The organism is Syntrophothermus lipocalidus DSM 12680 (assembly GCF_000092405.1).
Lineage (GTDB): Bacteria > Bacillota > Syntrophomonadia > Syntrophomonadales > Syntrophothermaceae > Syntrophothermus > Syntrophothermus lipocalidus.
Genome location: NC_014220.1, coordinates 2,349,352 through 2,366,565 on the forward strand (window position 1 = coordinate 2,349,352; position 17,214 = coordinate 2,366,565).

General features: G+C 49.5%; 15 protein-coding genes and 2 tRNA genes. 4 read left to right on the plus strand and 13 right to left on the minus strand.

The annotated features are described in order from the left end of the window. Positions 1–26: 26 nt before the first annotated feature. Positions 27–1,712 carry a glutamine--tRNA ligase/YqeY domain fusion protein gene (locus tag SLIP_RS11550; RefSeq protein WP_013176467.1) on the minus strand — a complete coding sequence of 562 codons (1,686 nt, stop codon included), beginning with the start codon at positions 1,710–1,712 and terminating at the stop codon, positions 27–29. 72 nt (positions 1,713–1,784) lie between these two features. Then, positions 1,785–2,264, minus strand: a complete 480-nt coding sequence (locus tag SLIP_RS11555; RefSeq protein WP_013176468.1) for a 23S rRNA (pseudouridine(1915)-N(3))-methyltransferase RlmH — start codon at positions 2,262–2,264, stop codon at positions 1,785–1,787. 260 nt (positions 2,265–2,524) lie between these two features. Between SLIP_RS11555 and SLIP_RS13160 the strand changes: the two genes are divergently transcribed. Then, positions 2,525–2,701, plus strand: coding sequence for an ATP-binding protein (locus SLIP_RS13160; RefSeq protein ID WP_423218591.1), 177 nt, complete (start codon positions 2,525–2,527; stop codon positions 2,699–2,701). A gap of 10 nt (positions 2,702–2,711) precedes the next feature. Here SLIP_RS13160 and murA read toward each other — a convergent pair whose 3' ends face one another. The 7 genes from murA to SLIP_RS11585 all read right to left on the minus strand — a co-directional run bounded on the left by murA (position 2,712) and on the right by SLIP_RS11585 (position 9,451). Continuing rightward, entirely contained in the window at positions 2,712–3,959 is a 1,248-nt protein-coding gene (murA, locus tag SLIP_RS11560) for a UDP-N-acetylglucosamine 1-carboxyvinyltransferase (protein WP_013176469.1), read from the minus strand. Between the two features lie 14 nt (positions 3,960–3,973). Then, on the minus strand, positions 3,974–4,837 hold the full coding sequence (locus tag SLIP_RS11565; RefSeq protein WP_148216577.1) for a peptidase MA family metallohydrolase: 864 nt from the start codon (positions 4,835–4,837) through the stop codon (positions 3,974–3,976). Between the two features lie 146 nt (positions 4,838–4,983). Next, positions 4,984–5,901, minus strand: coding sequence for a thioredoxin-disulfide reductase (gene trxB / locus SLIP_RS11570; protein ID WP_041433097.1), 918 nt, complete (start codon positions 5,899–5,901; stop codon positions 4,984–4,986). Between the two features lie 197 nt (positions 5,902–6,098). After that, positions 6,099–7,433, minus strand: coding sequence for a peptidoglycan DD-metalloendopeptidase family protein (locus SLIP_RS11575; RefSeq protein ID WP_013176472.1), 1,335 nt, complete (start codon positions 7,431–7,433; stop codon positions 6,099–6,101). A 108-nt stretch (positions 7,434–7,541) separates the two neighbouring features. Next, positions 7,542–8,948, minus strand: coding sequence for a thioether cross-link-forming SCIFF peptide maturase (gene scfB / locus SLIP_RS11580; RefSeq protein ID WP_013176473.1), 1,407 nt, complete (start codon positions 8,946–8,948; stop codon positions 7,542–7,544). A gap of 229 nt (positions 8,949–9,177) precedes the next feature. Then, complete coding sequence (scfA, locus tag SLIP_RS12485; RefSeq protein WP_013176474.1) at positions 9,178–9,318, minus strand: six-cysteine ranthipeptide SCIFF; 141 nt, start codon at positions 9,316–9,318, stop codon at positions 9,178–9,180. Positions 9,319–9,376: 58 nt separating this feature from the next. Continuing rightward, positions 9,377–9,451, minus strand: a tRNA-Gly gene (locus tag SLIP_RS11585). 219 nt (positions 9,452–9,670) lie between these two features. Here SLIP_RS11585 and SLIP_RS12215 point away from each other — a divergent pair. Both SLIP_RS12215 and SLIP_RS11595 read left to right on the plus strand, forming a co-directional pair. Beyond that, the gene (locus SLIP_RS12215) at positions 9,671–11,023 is read left to right on the plus strand and encodes an HD domain-containing protein (RefSeq protein ID WP_013176475.1); all 1,353 of its coding nucleotides are present in this window, start codon (positions 9,671–9,673) and stop codon (positions 11,021–11,023) included. Between the two features lie 59 nt (positions 11,024–11,082). After that, complete coding sequence (locus tag SLIP_RS11595; protein WP_013176476.1) at positions 11,083–11,853, plus strand: toxin-antitoxin system YwqK family antitoxin; 771 nt, start codon at positions 11,083–11,085, stop codon at positions 11,851–11,853. A 367-nt stretch (positions 11,854–12,220) separates the two neighbouring features. Here SLIP_RS11595 and SLIP_RS11600 read toward each other — a convergent pair whose 3' ends face one another. Next, positions 12,221–13,342, minus strand: a complete 1,122-nt coding sequence (locus SLIP_RS11600) for an AAA family ATPase (RefSeq protein ID WP_013176478.1) — start codon at positions 13,340–13,342, stop codon at positions 12,221–12,223. Positions 13,343–13,467: 125 nt separating this feature from the next. Here SLIP_RS11600 and SLIP_RS13165 point away from each other — a divergent pair, with 125 nt between their 5' ends. Continuing rightward, entirely contained in the window at positions 13,468–13,704 is a 237-nt protein-coding gene (locus SLIP_RS13165; protein WP_423218569.1) for a helix-turn-helix domain-containing protein, read from the plus strand. Between the two features lie 433 nt (positions 13,705–14,137). Here SLIP_RS13165 and SLIP_RS11610 read toward each other — a convergent pair. The 3 genes from SLIP_RS11610 to SLIP_RS11620 form a co-directional block, all read right to left on the minus strand. Continuing rightward, positions 14,138–14,212 (minus strand) — tRNA-Val (locus SLIP_RS11610). Between the two features lie 144 nt (positions 14,213–14,356). After that, positions 14,357–15,547, minus strand: a complete 1,191-nt coding sequence (locus SLIP_RS11615) for an MFS transporter (protein ID WP_049765120.1) — start codon at positions 15,545–15,547, stop codon at positions 14,357–14,359. A 66-nt stretch (positions 15,548–15,613) separates the two neighbouring features. Continuing rightward, complete coding sequence (locus SLIP_RS11620; protein WP_013176480.1) at positions 15,614–17,191, minus strand: DHA2 family efflux MFS transporter permease subunit; 1,578 nt, start codon at positions 17,189–17,191, stop codon at positions 15,614–15,616. Between the last annotated feature and the right edge of the window lie 23 nt (positions 17,192–17,214).

Genomic DNA, 17,214 nt, shown 5'->3' on the forward strand with positions numbered 1-17,214 from the left:
TCCTCCAGTTTATTCAAGTAAACGCTCTATTCTTTCTTGATCTTCGCCCACGAATCTTTTAAGGGCACGATACGGTTAAACACCAGTTTCTCCCCTCGTGAATCTGGGTCAACGCAAAAATACCCTTGCCGCAAAAACTGGTACCTGTCCCCAGGTTTGGCCCCGCGCACGGTGGGCTCGATGAGGCAGCCGGTCAGGACCTCGAGTGAACTTGGATTCAAGACTTCTTCCACGGCATCAAACTCGTCAGGGTTCTCCACAGTAAACAAGTAATGGTACACCCTCACTTCGGCCTTGACCGCATGTTCTGCCGAGACCCAATGTAGAGTCCCTTTCACCTTGCGCCCGGCAGCCGATCCTCCGCTTCTGGTTTCGGGGTCATAAGTACAATGGACTTCCACAATCTCTCCTGTCTTCTCGTCCTTAATCACCTGATCGCATTTGATGATGTATGCGTGTTTTAATCGAACTTCACGCCCGGGCGATAGGCGGAAGAAGCCCTTGGGCGGGTTTTCCGCAAAATCGTCCCTTTCGATGTATATTACTTTAGAAAACGGCACTTTACGCGAACCCATAGCGGGGTTCTCTGGATTGTTCTCGGCCTCCAGCTCTTCTACCAAATTATCGTGGTAGTTCGTTATCACTACCTTCAGGGGACGGAGCACTGCCATCACTCTGGGAGCTCTGGCGTTAAGATCATCCCTGACGCAGTGTTCCAAGTATTCTATGTCCACCACACTGTTGCTCTTGGCTACCCCGATGCGCTCGCAAAAATCGCGGATGGCTTCCGGCGTGTAGCCTCTCCGGCGCAGTCCCGAAATGGTAGGCATACGGGGATCGTCCCAGCCGTTCACGTAACCTTTTTCCACCAGGTATCTCAGCTTTCTTTTACTCATTACGGTATAAGTGAGATTGAGCCTGGCAAATTCAATCTGTTGTGGTCTGTCATCTACCTCGAAATGTAGCGCATCCAACACCCAGTCATAAAGCGGCCGATGATCCTCGAACTCCAACGTGCATATAGAATGCGTTATTCCCTCGATCGCGTCCGATATGGGGTGAGCGTAGTCGTACATCGGGTAAATACACCATTTGTCCCCGGTGCGGTGGTGAGGTACCCTCATAATTCGATATAGAACCGGGTCTCTCAAATTGAGATTAGGTGAACCCATATCGATCTTGGCCCTGAGAACCCGTGACCCGTCTGGGAATTCCCCGGCTCTCATCCGTTCAAAAAGGTCCAGGTTTTCCTCCACCGAACGGTTACGGTATGGGCTTTCTTTCCCGGGTTCGGTCAGGGTCCCCCTGTATTCGCGAATCTCCTCGGGGCTGAGATCACATACATAAGCCTTACCTTCTTTTATCAGCTGGACCGCATAGTCATACAACTGATCAAAGTAATCGGAAGCGTAAAACTTCCGGTCTTCCCAGTCAAACCCCAGCCAGCGAACGTCTTCCTCGATCGAGTTGACGTACTCGATTTCTTCCTTACTGGGATTAGTATCGTCGTACCGAAGATTGCAAAGTCCGCCGTTGGCTAGAGCAATCCCAAAATTCAAGCAAATCGACTTGGCATGCCCGATGTGCAAGTATCCATTGGGCTCAGGAGGAAAACGAGTATGTACTCTACCCCCGTGCTTACCCCTTTTCCGGTCTTCGTTAATAATGTTTTGGATAAAATTGGTTGGGGGAGCGGAATAAGTTGCAGCCATTTCCTGTTCCTCCTTGTTAAGTTAGTTGTGTGCCTTGACAACTATTTTAATACACCTGTATCCTTCTGTCCTCTACCTGTGGTACGGATGAGAATGAATAATCGTAAACACACGGTACAGCTGTTCGGATAACACCAGCACCGCCAGTTGGTGGGGAAAAGTCAAAGACGATAAAGACAGCACCATATCAGCCCGTGCCTTTACCGACCCGTCCAGCCCGGTCGCTCCTCCCACGACAAAATTCAAACGTCGCTTACCCATCACGAGCAGTCGCTCGAGAATTGCCGCTAACTGGTCGGAAGTTACCTGCTCCCCGCCGGCATCCAAAGCTACCAATAACTCGTTCTTGTCGATAAGGGAAAGCACCCGCTGCCCTTCACGCCGCCTCGCCTCTTCCTGTTCCCTTGACCCGGCCTTGGGGCTCAGCCTCTCTTCCAGTCCCTCTGTAAAAGTTACTCTAGCATAAGGTCGAATCCACTTCAAATACTCGTCGATTTTTTCCTTATAAACTTTATCTCTGATCTTACCAACCGAAATCAGTCTTATCTCCATGTCAGACTTTACCACCTAATCTGAATTTTGGCACAAGTCCTCTTCTCATGCAAATACCACAAATACCAACCCACGCTTTCGGTTTCGACAAAACTTATTAATTTTCCACAGAGGAAATTTGATGAAGATGAGGAAATATATCCATAAACAATGTAAAGTAGACCGAGGCCTGGTGAATGGAGGGAGATACAGGGCGAATATAGAAGAGATTCCACCTTACTGTTGGCTGGTCACTAGCTGCCCACACCCGAAGATGCCGAATAAGCCAGGCCAATATGGAAAGGATATTTGACCCTTTCTTCTCCACCTTCCCTCATAAGGCTGGCCTAGGACTCACAGTTTGCCAGCAGATACTGCGATCATGCAGAGGCACCATCTCGATCAAGAGCAAAGAAGGCTTAGGTACAGTGGTAACGGTGACCCTACTTCAAAACTAGCCGCTGCCTGTTACCACACATGAGCGCCTAGATTCTGTAGCTTAGCCTTAAAATTCTCATATCCCCGGTAAATATAATACGCGTTCTCGATCTCGGTTAATCCCTGAGCTGCTAGACCTGCTATGGCTAGGGCTGCCCCCGCTCTGAGGTCAGTAGCCTTGACTCGAGCTCCGTACAACGCAGGCACTCCCTCAATGACTGCGGTGTGCCCTTCTACCTTGACCTTGGCCCCCATTCGCTTGATCTCATCCACCATTTGGAAACGGTTTTCAAAAACGTTCTCCACGATTACGCTGGTGCCTTTAGCCGTGGCCAACAAGGACATCATCTGGGATTGCATGTCTGTTGGAAAACCGGGGTAAGGTAAAGTCTTAACATCAACCGGCATTATCTCCTTAGGCCCGATTACCCTGACACCACCGTTGACCTGTCGAATAACTGCCCCGGTTTCCTGCAGTTTGGCCATGATCGAATACAAATGAGTGGGAATTACATTTTCCACCAGTACATCCCCACCAGTAGCCACTGCTGCCGCCATAAAAGTACCGGCTTCAATACGGTCTGGAATAACAGTGTAGCGGGTCCCTCTCAGCTCCTTTACACCTTCTATTCTTATCAAGTCCGTTCCGGCTCCCCGAACTTTAGCCCCTGCTGCATTAAGAAAATTGGCGAGGTCGACGATCTCTGGCTCCTTGGCTGCATTCTCGACGTACGTCTGTCCAGGGGTCAGAGCCGCCAGCATCATTATATTCTCTGTGGCCCCAACACTCGGAAAATCAAGGTAGACCCTTGTTCCTGACAAATTACCGGTGTAAGCTTCAACAAAACCGTGTTCTAGCTTCACCTCTGCCCCTAGAGCCGAAAGCCCCTTCAAATGCAAATCCATGGGCCTTGACCCTATGTTACAACCCCCCGGAAGGCAAATGCGCGCCTGTCCCTTCCTCCCAAGCAGAGAGCCCAGCAGCAAATTCGATGCCCTGAGTTTCTTAGCCAATTCATACGGAGTTTCAACGTCGATGTTCTCGGGCACTGAGATGCACAGGCTGTTATCTTCTTGCCACGCAACCCTAGCGCCGAGATGCTGGAGGATCCCACACAGCACCTCCACATCCCGAATCCTAGGTACGTTTTCTAAAACCGTTTCTCCTTTTATCATGACGCTGGCTGCCATTATTACCAGGCTAGCGTTTTTAGCTCCGCTGATCCTTACCCTGCCTCGAAGCGGGTGCCCTCCTTCGATAGTCAACGGTTCATCCAACTAAAAGTACCTCCTCACCCTAAGTTATGATCCAGGCGAAAGTACACTTCTCGGGCAAACTGATTAAAATCCATCCCTGTTCCCTTTTTGATAGCTTCTTCGAAACTGCAACCATCTCCTAAGGCCTTCATTACCTGCAGCAATCCCTCTTTTCCTGCCTTATCAACTATGCACTCAACCGCCACCAAGGATTGCCAATAAGCTAGTCTCTGATCCAGACTGTCAAAGTCGTTCTCCAAAAGCTCAAACTCATAGTACCGAAGCTGGCGATCAGGAGAAGGCTCGGCAAATGAAAACCCCGTGACTCTTCGTTCTACGTACTGAGCTACTCCTTCCGTAAACCAGCGATTGTAGTTACCCTTGGTGATGTTATCTACCAGCAGGTGGGTTAACTCATGGGCCATCGGTCCTTCCCGTTTAAAGACGTCCTCTGTATCTCGGGTGCTGATCCATTCTCCCGGAGAAAGTATCCGAATAGTCCCTGCCCAGTACACCCCCATTGCCTGTTCATCCCTGTCCCAACCGAAGCTTGCCGCCAAGCTTTCCCCGTCTGGATAAACCACTACAACCGTCTTGTCCCCAGGATAGTAACCAAAAAACTCGGTAACTGGGCCATATACCTCTTCGGCGTTATCTGCAACCATCTGCACGTACGGCTTATCCTTTTGTATGAATTTTATCACAAAATGGCCGGTCTCCATGGTACTAAAGTTTCGGGTTTGGACATTAGCCTTAACCCCCTCTAGATAACGCCAAACCTTGTATATCCCATGAGTTGAAAAAGCAGGCCATTCCCACAGTTGTACAAAAAAAAGCGCCGAACAGGCAAGTAGCAAACCTACTGCCAGACGGGCAAACCATATCCCCTTCCCCAACAACTCTCTTCCTCCTCCTTTGTCGCTACCATTATACTACTCAGGGGAGAAAGAGAGGATATCCAATTTATGTCATGCCTGTGTTACCTTTGAGCAAACTATATAAGATATGCGTTCAAGACCCTCGACTGTAACCGCGAACCACCTTGTTAGCGGCGGTTTTCAAGTAGGCGAACTGCTTCCATCCCGGCTATAGCCCCGTCCCCAACCGCTGTAGCAATCTGCCTGTCCGTTTTATAGCGTATATCTCCGGCTGCCAGTATCCCCGGAACCGAGGTGTGCATGTTCTCGTCCGTGACGATGTACCCTTCTTTCAGCTCAACCAAGTTTCCCAAAAACTCCAAAGCTGGTTTCATGCCTATGCTCACAAAAGCCCCGTCTACCTCAAGCCGTTCCAAGTCTCCAGTCACCGTATCTTTCAACACCAGTGCTTTTAACATCTTTTCCCCTTCTAATCGCTCCACTACCCGGTTGAGCTTTAACTCTATCCTGTTATTGGCCAGCAACTTCTCCTGAGCCATGCGATTAGCTCTGAGCGTATCTCGCCGGTGGACCAAATACACTCTTTCGGCCAGACCGCTCAGGTAGAGAGCCTCTTCTACCGCCGAGTCCCCTCCACCCACTACCGCCACCCTGCGGTTCTCAAAGAAGGGCCCGTCACAAGTGGCGCAATACGACACTCCTTTCCCTACCAGCTCGGTTTCTCCTGGTACCCCCAGTTCCCGTCGGCGAACGCCAGCGGCCACGATAACAATGTCCGCCACCAAACTACCTTTGTCCGTGTCTATCCTTTTCAAGTCCCCTTCCAGGGCTATTTTCTTGGCTTCAGCTATCCTGATTTCCAACCCCAACCGTTCTGCCTGTTGGCGAAACCGGTCTGCTAGTTCTGGTCCAGAAATACCGAAAGGGAATCCTGGATAGTTGTCAATCTGGTCAGTAAGAGCCGCATTCCCTCCCGGAAACGCGGCTTCTAGTAGCAATGCCCGCAAACGGGATCGAGCCACGTAAATACCGGCTGTAAGCCCCGCTGGCCCGCCCCCGATTATCACTACTTCATATCGGTCCATCTCCGACGCACCCCCTTCGACAATCTCCAAAGAAAGATCTTCCGTTAGATTCACGCGAAAATCGCGGATTTCGACGATACTGAACAACGTTTAAACCTTACGTGTTACTAGCCTTGTGATTAGTTTTACCGTCAGATCCCGAAACATCCTCCTCAAACGGAATAGCCCCTGATACGTCCAGGGGCTATTCGAAGAAACTATCTCAAATACTGTAATGGGTTACGTTGAGTACCGTTGGTAATAACTTCGAAATGGAGGTGGGATCCCGTGCTGTGCCCGGTAGAACCGACCCGGGCGATTATCTGCCCTTTGTCTACCTGGTCACCTACGTTGACCAGGATACTGGAACAGTGAGCATACCGGGTGACAATTCCGTTGCCGTGGCTGATTTCAACCGTCAGCCCGTAGCCTCCTCTTCTGCCCGCAAAAATCACTTGACCATCATCAGCCGCCCTTATAGGATCACCTGTTCTTCCGTTAATATCCACGCCAGTGTGGCTGCCTCCCCGGGCACCGAAGTAGGAAGTAATCGCACCGAACAGGGGCCAAGACAATATTCCTGACCCGCCACGCGAGGCCAACTGTACTTTTTGCCCTTTCACTATGATGCGGTCAACGGCTTGGGCTAATATTTTTTCCGCAAGAATTTCTTTTTTTATTTCCTTGCCGTTTTCTCGAACGGCCCGGTATGTAACCTGCTTTTCTCCTTCTTCCCCTGCCTGCTTGACTCGAACGCTGCTCGATGAACGGTCAGTTATGACCTTAGTCTGGTACGGAATCTTCTCGTTCCTGCTTCCTTCTACCACAGCTACCACGTGTACATACGGTTCGCTAGCATACAGCTTCAGCTTCTGTCCCGGCTGCAGATCTTCCCCTTGCAAGCCGTTTGCAGCTTTGATGTCCGCTACATGCGTGTTGTGTTTCCTCGCAATCAGCCAAAGAGAATCTCCCTCTTTTACCTGGTAAATAACCGGAGTATCGGTGCCTGTCTTCAAGATTTCAACAGCCCGATTCTGGTCCACGATCTTTTCTATCGGAACCGGTTTTACTATCACCTTTACTGATTCCTTGAAAGCCACCGAAACCAGTTTCTCCCCCTGCTCACAGGAGGAATACTGCTGTCGCAAATCATCCAGGACTCGCTTTGCTATTCCTTCGTTTTTCACAACCGCCACTGTTTTCCCGTTTACTGTGATGCAGGCTCCCTCGACACTGAAACGAAGCTTTTGGGCAACCGCCTGTTTAAATTCAGCTACGGTCAATACTTCGCGTTTGTCGACAATAGTAGATTTGTACTCTATACGGTCTCGGATAGCAACCTGCTGGCCGCTCTCCTTTTCTTTTTCCCGGCAAACCTCACCGATTACTTTTTTCGCCGCGTCCTTGTCCTCGACTATACCTAAAAGTCGGTCTCCAGAGTACACGGCACAGGCAGTTGTGTTGGTTTCGGCTCGACAGACTCCGATTAGTAACCACAGACCAAGCAGCGCAAGCAGTGGGTAGACCAGGCTTCTGCTGTTAAGATGTTTCATAGGCCCTCTCCCACTCTTTGATTTCGGTTGTCATTTATTCGATTCATCCTGGTACGTACTAGTGTATTCTATACGTTGTTCGAGATCTCCTTCTTTATCAATCCATTTTTATCTTGGTATATTATGGTTGGTTTCCTCAGCCAGGAGCTGTTTCTGGGTTTCCAGCCAGATCGCACATTCAATGCGTTTACGCTGCATGGCACAGCTCACCTGTGACGGTTTCTTCAAGTCCCCATTTTCAAAATAGGCGTTCGCTGCACACCCTCCCCCGCAATAATGGCGGGCCCAACACGTCCGGCAATCTTCCTTGAAAAACAACTGATTCTCGGCGAAAAGCCCGCGCACCTCGGTATTCCTTAGGCCTTTGTATATATCGCCCATCAGGTAATCCTGGTTCCCGACAAACTGGTGACAAGGGTATATCTCCCCTTTGGGGGTAACCGCCAGGTACTCAACTCCCGCCCCGCATCCTGTCACCCGCTTGGCCAAGCACGGCCCTCGCTCGAAATCGATGTTAAAGTGAAAAAAATTTACTTCTTTCCCTCTCAGATAATAGTCCCAGAGAATACCCGCTAACTGTTCATATTCGTGGAGAACCCTCGGCAGATCCGCCTCGCCGATGGCGTAACCCTCGGCCCCGCCTACTGCCGGTTCTAAAGAAACGTTCGTAAATCCACATTCAATAAGGTGCTCCAGGTCGCGACCGAAGTCTAGATTTTTCTTGGTAAAAGTCCCTCTTACATAGTAGCTATGGGGGTTTTTGGCGACAGCCATTTGAATCCTGGGTAGAACTAGATCATAGCTGCCTTTCCCGCTGGAGCTTACCCGGCAGGCATCGTTCACCTCCTGTCGACCGTCAAGGCTCAATATGAGGGCGATGTGTTCGGCGAGCAAGAAATCCATGATCTCTTCCGTTAATAAAACCGCATTGGTAGTGAGGGTAAAATTGATGGTTTTTCCTAATTTGTCAGCACATTTTTTGCCGTAGCGCACCGTGTCCCGGACTACATCCAGGTTCAGCAAAGGTTCTCCTCCGAAGAAGTCGATTTCAAGGTTCTTGACCTGGCCACAGTTCGCGAGAAGAAAATCAACCGCCCGCTGTCCTACCTCGCTGGTCATGAGCATCTCTTCCCCGCCGAAACTACCTTGAGCAGCAAAACAATACCTACAACGAAGATTGCACTTGTGGGCTACGTTCAGACACAATGCCTTTACCGGCATCTCGTCAAAAGCAAAACACGGGATTTCTTGGGCTGTAAATAGGTATCCCCTGTCTCTCGCCTCCTGCAGTTCCGCTTCTGCTTCTCTGATCTCTTGCGGGCAGGCTAGCTCCAGGCATCTTCTCCGTGCCTGCTCCAGATTTCCGCCAGCCAGCACTAGTTCGCTCAGAAACCTGAAACCGATGTCATCCAAAACACTAACCGCCCCACTATTCACATCGAGAGCAAACTTCAGCCCTTTCATTGAGAACAAATGTATATTATTTGAATAATCGTAACCTTCCGGCGCAAGCATGATCAGTACCTCCACATCATCCGAACCGAAACTCGCACGATTAAGGCGGGCTTAAAGCCCGCCTTCGAACCCGCAGGAAAACAAACGTTACTAACTGTCGCCTCCGATACCACTTAATCCAAAGTACCAACCTAGAAATTGAAGCTCTTTTCCCGTCCGCTACTGCAGTGCCTGTCTCCGGCAACTCAGGTTAAACACACCAGATAAGTCTACCTTCCCCTTGCGCGCTCTATCTCTTGCACACCTGATTGCCTACCGTGCAGGAGGTCTTACAGGCTGACTGGCAGGAAGTCTGGCACTCCCGGCAATTGGTCTCCTTTAAGTCTTTTCTTAAGCTAGGTTTTACTACGGTCCGTATGTGCTTGTTCATACTTCACTCTCCCAACCATCGGTATAAAAATAAAGCCGCCAACGCGGCTGTTATTACCTGGAGCGGGAAACGGGATTCGAACCCGCGACCCTCGGCTTGGGAAGCCGATGCTCTACCACTGAGCTAATCCCGCACGCACTTTTATTTTATTCACAACCAACCCGATCGTCAACCCAATGTACTAGTTCGGTGTTATCGTTCTGTGATATTGTCACCTTGTAATAGTTCAGCGAAAATATCCCCATGAGAGGGAGATATGTAAAGTTGAGCACAAAATGTCGGTAGACAGACCCAATTTTTCGTGCGAACATAAAGAAGACGTATCGTCCTTTATTAAAGGCAGGTGATTGCCGTGGATGACGGTTTAAAAATGATCTCGCTGGATGTGCGCCGAAACCTGCTGGCTCGAGGTTTCATCCCGCTCACTGAATTAGAGCACCATCCTAACTGCCCTTCCTGGTTCTCCCTGGCTAAAGCCGAAAAAAGGGCACATGCCATGAATAAAGATATCGCCGATTTCTTTTACTCTCCACGCGATTTGGTAGAACCCTACCTTTATTATAATGGTCTAGCGTTCGTGGGGTTCTCCCCGGACGAACCGGAGCTAGCTGAGAATATCGACCAACATGAGAGAGCATGCCGCGAAGCCTTTCAATCTCACAACTTCACTACCCTGTTTGACAACATTGTCGACAAAAGGATTGCTCTCACGGCCTATCAGCACCTCTTTGACCTGATTCCCGATGAAGACAAGTACAACCTTTTCCTCCGTGTATACTGCCGTTCCGAATCCGGTTTCGGCAGTTTGCCAGAGGAAATCGTACGCAAAGCCGTGTTATTTCGGAAGACGCCTCTTTTTATCCCCGGAGCCGACCACAACGGGTTTGTCGACATTTACCGGGGAATGACTTCGAAATCGACGCCTTTATATAGAGCGTTTTCCTGGACACTAAATCTCCGCACCGCCATCTGTTTTGCCATCAGGTTCCGTCTGGGAAGGGAAACAGGGGAAGTCTATAGGATTACTGTGCATCAGGACAAGATAGTTGCATATATAACGGACAGAAGGGAAGATGAAGTAATAGTGTTGCCTTCGAATATAAAGGACGAATTAAGGAACGCGCAAAACATAAAAGTAATAGGCTTAAGAGAACTCGAATCAGAAGTAGACGTGCGGGCAATAACGGAGCAGTTCGAGACTTGGTCTTCTTACCTAAAGCCTGAATACTTTCGTAATCCTTCTGGAATTCATGGCATAGGTCATACGAAGAGGGTTCTTTTCCTTTGCCTGGTTCTCGCCTATGGGAACGAGCTGACCACCCGCGAAACTGATGTGATTTGCAAGGCTGCTCTGTATCATGATATCGGTCGCACCCATGACGGGGTTGACTCCCTGCATGGCCTGAAGAGTTACCAGAAAATCGCGCAGTTGGACCTGCTAAAAGCTGAAAACACGGGAGACAGGCGCTTAATCCAGTTTATAATCGAAAACCACTCTGTTGATGACAAAACGGCGAAAGGTAAACTCCCCTTGTGCCACGGAGTAGACCCGAACGAGGCATGGCTTTTGTACAGTATGTTCAAGGACGCGGACGGTTTGGACCGTGTAAGGCTCCGCGATCTTGACCCAGAAAAGCTTAGAACCCAAAAAGCCAAGGAGCTTATACTGCTGGCAGAACAGTTGCTCGAAAGGATTAAAGCATAACGGTGTAGTATAAATAAGCCCTAATGGCAGTACGCAGAAGAAGGGAGTCTGCAAGGACCGTGTTGGTCGAACATTATCCTAACGGGAATGTAAAGAACCTCCAATGGCAAGTAGACGAAAAGCTGCACCGCGAAGATGGTCCGGCCCTGATAAGGTACTCGGAAAACGGCACCGTTATAGAGGAACTCTGGTATCACCGAGGACAGCTTCATCGGGACAATGGTCCGGCCGTAATTGCTCGCAACGCTTCCGGAACCCAGCAGAAACAAGAATGGTTCTCATCAGGGAAACGACACCGCCTAGATGGCCCTGCTTGCACGACATGGGAAACTCTTGAAGCCGGCATAAAATGTGAGGAGCGGTGGTACCTAAACGGACAGCTCCACCGCGACGGTTATCCGGCGGTAGAGGTTTATATGCTTCGCCATGAACACAAAATCATGCTCAGCCGAGAATGGTGGGCACACGGTCGCCGTCACCGGCTAGAAGGTCCGGCTGAAGAATCATTCTATCCCAGCGGCCTTCCCAGGTCCAGGAAATGGTATCAGCACAACCTGCTTCACCGGGAAGACGGGCCTGCCTTAGAGGAGTTCTTCGAAAACGGCGCCCTCAGGTTTTATGAATGGTACCTTCATGGCAGGCTCCACCGCGAGGACGGCCCCGCTCGCGAAGTGTATGGCACTTCGATCAACCACCGGCTGATTGCGCCGCGAAGATATTTCTATCTGGAAGGGGAGCTGATAGCTCCAGGCGATTTTAAACGAAGGGTAAGAATCTACCGGATGTCGCGGAACCTGGTCATAACCAGCGAGTCTTCTTTCAAATTGTAGTTGCCAGGTGTTTGTAGCTATTACTTAGTTCTCCCAATCTTATAAGATGTCGCGGGCAATGTGATACTAAGGACCGGTGATTCAGACACAAAAGCTGCAAATCCTGCATGGCGTTCTTTAAACACTGACCGCCTTGATAACTTTCGGCCAAAGCTACGTTCTCTTCCCAACACTCCTTGGCGCTTTCGATGTCCCCCTGCTCTTCCAAACAGCTATAAAATGAGGGCTCTTTTTTGGGCCGTCCCAGATTAGCATAAATGGAGTCCACTATCTCTTTATGACAATAACTGGTAATGATTCTGCCGGTAACGATTGTTCCCGGTTTGTTCGAGTGTGATTTTTTTGAATTATGCAAAAGTCTCACTTCTCAAAATTCGCGCAAAATATACTCTTGAAACATCGGTTCAACAAACTTATATGACCCACGTCCTTTTTTTTCGATGATTGCTTTGGATACTAAAACGTCCAAAACTCTTTTTGTTTCGTTGGGATTTCCTTTCGCGTAGACCTTATCACCAGCGGCAAGGCGCTTCAACACCTCACGGGCGGAGACCCTTTGACCGATTTCGTCCAGAATTTCGTCATAGACCTGGGCCAGGGTAAGCAATGCCCGGTCGTGCCCTATCCGCACATATTCCAGAGTCACCGTCTTTTCCCCTGTTTCGAGCAGAGCATAGTAAATCTCGGAGCAGACCAGCATCGTGTCCTGCGGATGGCCGCCAGTTCTCTGCAGAATCTCCTTAATAGTTTCTTCGTCGGTCTTGATGTGCTGTTCGGCAAATTTTTGGCTGATATACTCGGTCCAAGATTCTTCCAGAATAGGCGGAATAGGAAGGACTGTGGCGAAGCGGTAAAAAGCCTCTTTCCGGTTTCCGAACAGGGAATTCATAATTCCTTCTTTTGAGCCGAGGAACAGATAAGATACATTCTGGTGGTTCTGAAAGTGAGATCTCATCTTTTTATAAATTTCAGCCCGGCCGGCTACACGGGAAGCGTCCTGAAATTCGTCGAATAAGACCACCATGTTTTTCTTATCGCGGTTTGCCAGGACTTCCGGTAAATCCAGGGCGTAATCGAGCAGTGCGATTTCATCAGGGTCATCCCGCAGAAAATCCACGCTGAACTCTAGGTCTCTGAACTTAACCGTCAGTTTGGCTAGGCCTGCAACGCTTTTGGCCCGATCTTTCAACGTTTCTAGGGTTCTGCGGATTCCTGTCCTGTTTTCCAAGCAGGCGTTGATCAAAGATACAGCGAACTCGCGTTTATCCGAAAGACGAAAAAAATCTACCGCAGCTGTGTAAAACCCCCGTTCTTTCAGCCTTCTGAGAACTTCGTAGGCGATAGAGGTCTTTCCTATTCTCCGGGGGCCGGCCAGCATTATGCTTTGACCATCGGCCAGCCTTGATTCGATGGAGCTAATAAAGTCTTCTCTGTCTACAATATCTCTTTCAGAAACAGGGCCTCCGACAGGGAATAATCTGCCCGGCATGGTGAACACCTCCTCATTATTACGTTCTGTGTAATATGTTATTACTTTTGCCGTAATATTTCAATACTGGACAGCTCAAAAATGTTATCGTTCTGTGATATTGTCACCTTATAATTAATAGTTCAGTGAAAAAGTCCCCATGGGAGGGGAATTATGTAAAGTTGAGCACAAAAAAACTTCGTCGACTGGTTGTTATTCAAAAGCACATCGAAGGTCTCATCACCATCAATGAGGCCGCTGAAATCCTTGGCCTGTCGAGCCGCCAGGTCAAGAAACTGAAAAAGGGGGATCAGTGGTTACTATCCACGTTGATATCAACGGCTCTCTTCGCGCTGCGTTCAACGGCAATGTCTACAGCTTAGTTCCTGCTCCTTCTGCAGCCAGACCCAACTCTAACAATGATGTTGCTGAGTCCAGCAAGCAACAAGAAAAGGCAGGACAAATGCCACCCTATCGCCCTGCCCCAAACCACCCCTGGAAGAGGTGGAACCCAGATTACTTCCGTTCCCATCATAACAAATCTTCTACTTCAAATTCTGGGGTGACATTTTCTCAGAACTATTATGGGGACATTTTCTCAGAACGTTGACACTCTCGTAAAAATTTTTGCAGCACAAAAATAAAACCGAGCTGAAAGCCCGGCTTTGCTTTTGTTACTGATTTTGTCTCTGACGTGTTACTGACCGTAGAAGTAAATCCCGAGATTACGGGATTTTTAGAAAGACCTTGACCTGCCCTCCATGATTTGACAAATCCCTAAGACTCCCTATTTTCAAGGATTCCTTAAAAATAAAATGGTGGGCGATACAGGATTCGAACCTGTGACTTCTTCCGTGTGAAGGAAGCACTCTCCCGCTGAGTTAATCGCCCTTGTAATCATCATGATAGTATCATCATCGGCTGATGTCAACATGTGTCTGAACTTTCTCAGGCATTCTGTGCATTGGAACACAAAGCACCTTACGCCAGTATCGTTAAGCTATAAGGCATCTTCAGCTCGCTTCCGTTCCCATCTTAAGCCGTTAGTCGTCTTCTAACTTTAAGGAACAACGGAATCGATGCTAATTGCACTACAACGGAAAATACGACCAGGAACATCAGAGAAACATCGTACAGGTACCCCATCAAAGCACTGCCAAGAAACCAACAAACTCCATAGCCCGTGTTGAATATTCCATAAGCGGTGCCTCTTTTATCTATCGGTACCATCTCAGCAATCGACGCCCGCATGATCGATTCTTGAGCCCCCATGCCTATCCCCCACAGTACCATTCCCGCCACCGCATAGGGAAGTCCTCCATAAAAAACCAACGGGGCGAACCATGCCGTCAGCAATGAACCCAAAGCCAATGCCGCTATCCCAATGCGATCGAACAGTCTGCCGAAGGCCAGGGCGGCCAGGGCATCCACCCCCATGGCCAACGCATATAAAGTCGGGAGCCATTGGTCGGGTGCAATATCTACCTTCTTGAAGTGGAAAGCGATAAGCGGAAAATCAGCGTAACCAAAGGCGATCAAAGCCACTGCGCCCAAATACAGCCAAAACACCTGGGCAAAACCCTTGGTGTTGAGTTTCGGGTAACCAACCTCTAGGTCCCTGGGATTGGGATAAAAATAACGGGCAGTCAGCAGCACGGTTATTGCCAGCAGAGCCGGTACCACAAGGATACCGAAGCTAGTTTCATAGCCCCCTTTAAGATATAAAACGGCAGCCACGATAACAGGTCCTAGCATAGCCCCGACCTGGTCCATGGCCTCGTGTAAACCGAACCCCCAACCGCTGCCTACAGCCCTGGTGGCGTGAGAAAGCATGGCATCCCGAGCCGGGGTTCGAATGGCTTTGCCTATTCGCTCGAGAATCATTAAGGCAGCCGCCAGGTCCCAGCGTCCGACCAACGCCAGAAGCGGAACCGCAAAAAGATTAAGCATATAACCTATTATAGTAAGCATCCAGTACTGACGGGTCTTATCGCTTATGTACCCGGAAACCAAGCGCAATCCGTACCCGATGAATTCTCCAACTCCAGCCACCAAGCCAACGACAGTAGCGCTGGCTCCAAGAACCGCCAGGTACTGCCCGGTTATGCTCCTGGCACCTTCGTAGGTCATATCGGCAAAAAGACTGACGAGGCCAATAAGAACAACGAACTTGATTGCCGACTGTTTCGTCCGCAAGCCCTCGGCTTGCTGTGCCGCTTTGTCCATTTTCATCTCGTCCTTTCGCATAGATTAAGCCCTTGCTTTCAAAATCAATTGTAAATCTACTAACTCCTACATTTCAACAACAGGAGCTCGCGAAGTTACGACCAGCTCTTGTTGTCGGCGTCGAGAACCACCGAGCATGAGCGAACACAGTGTCGCTAAAAGGCACATCACGGTAGAAACGATGAAACAGTCGCATATAGCTTGAACCATAGAAAGCTTTACCACTTGCTGCAGGATGAGGCTTGCACCCAGGCCCTGAGCCGCAGCAGGAGACAACCCCAGGCCGGCAGCCAGGTGAGTAACACCAGCCATTAAAGCCGCTCCTTCATCGCCTTTTAAGTTGAGGTTTTGCGCGAGGTTATGGTAATGAAAGACCTGCCGGTGCTGCATGATAGTGGTAAACATTGCTATGCCAAAGGCGGCTGCGACCTGACGTACCACGTTGCTGAGAGCTGAAGCCCTACCTACTAAGGCTGGCGAAACCGTATTCATCCCCGCCGTGTTTACCGGCATGAAAGAAAATCCCATCCCCAATCCTCGCAAAACCAGCCACCCAATCATAACCGAAAAAGGAGTCAAAGCATTGAAACCACTCATCATGTAGGTGGTAAAAGTCACTATGGCCATTCCCACCACGACGATTCCCCGAGCCCCGTACCTATCAAAAATCTGTCCGCTGATGGGCATTACCAGCCCCGAGGCCAAAGCAGCGGGAAACATAATCACCCCTGTCTGCATAGCACTCTGACCCAAAACATTCTGCAAGAACATGGGAAAAAGAAAAACTACCCCAAACATACCGATAGAAATAATTGAACCGATTACTACGGACAAGGTAAACGTGAAGTTGCGAAAGAGCCTCAGGTCCAGCACAGGCTCCGGATGCCTCAGTTCGTTAACGACCAAGACGGTTAAACTGGTAAAAGCGATTGCTAGCAGACTGACGATATAAGGAGACCCCCATCCGTGTTCGTTGCCCTGGCTCAAAGCTAACAACAAACAGAGAAAGCCTACTGTGGATGTAACTATCCCAACAAAATCGAAGTTTTTCCCTGTGATCTTTTGAGTTTCCCTGAGAATAAGGGCAGCTAAGAACAGGTTTAAGATGCCAACCGGTAAATTGATGTAGAATATCAGACGCCAGCTGGCGTAATCGACTAAATATCCTCCCAAGGTCGGCCCGATAGCCGGGGCAGCCATAGTCGATATCCCCCATACCCCCAGGACCGTACCCATGCGTGAACGCGGATAGTTCTGGTATATGATAGCCATTCCCAGAGGCTGCATAATGCCGCCCCCAACCGCTTGAATAACCCGGGCTACTACCATGCTGGCCAGATTCCACGAAGCCCCGCATAGGGCAGAACCAAGGGTGAACATCCCCAGCGCGAAAAGGTACATTCGCTTGTACCCATACCTGTCACCGAGGTAACCGGTCATAGGCATGACAACGCCCAGGGCAAGCATGTAGGCCGTAGCTACCCATTGGATCTGATTGGCCGGAACCCCAAAAACTGCCATCATCTTGGGCAGGCTGACGTTGACTATGGTACCGTCCAGAATCGCCATGAAAGTTCCAATAATGATTACAACCGCTATCGACCAGTTGATTTTGTCAGCTCCACCTTTTTCTATAGTGGTCACTGAACCTGCCCCCTTAAACGGTT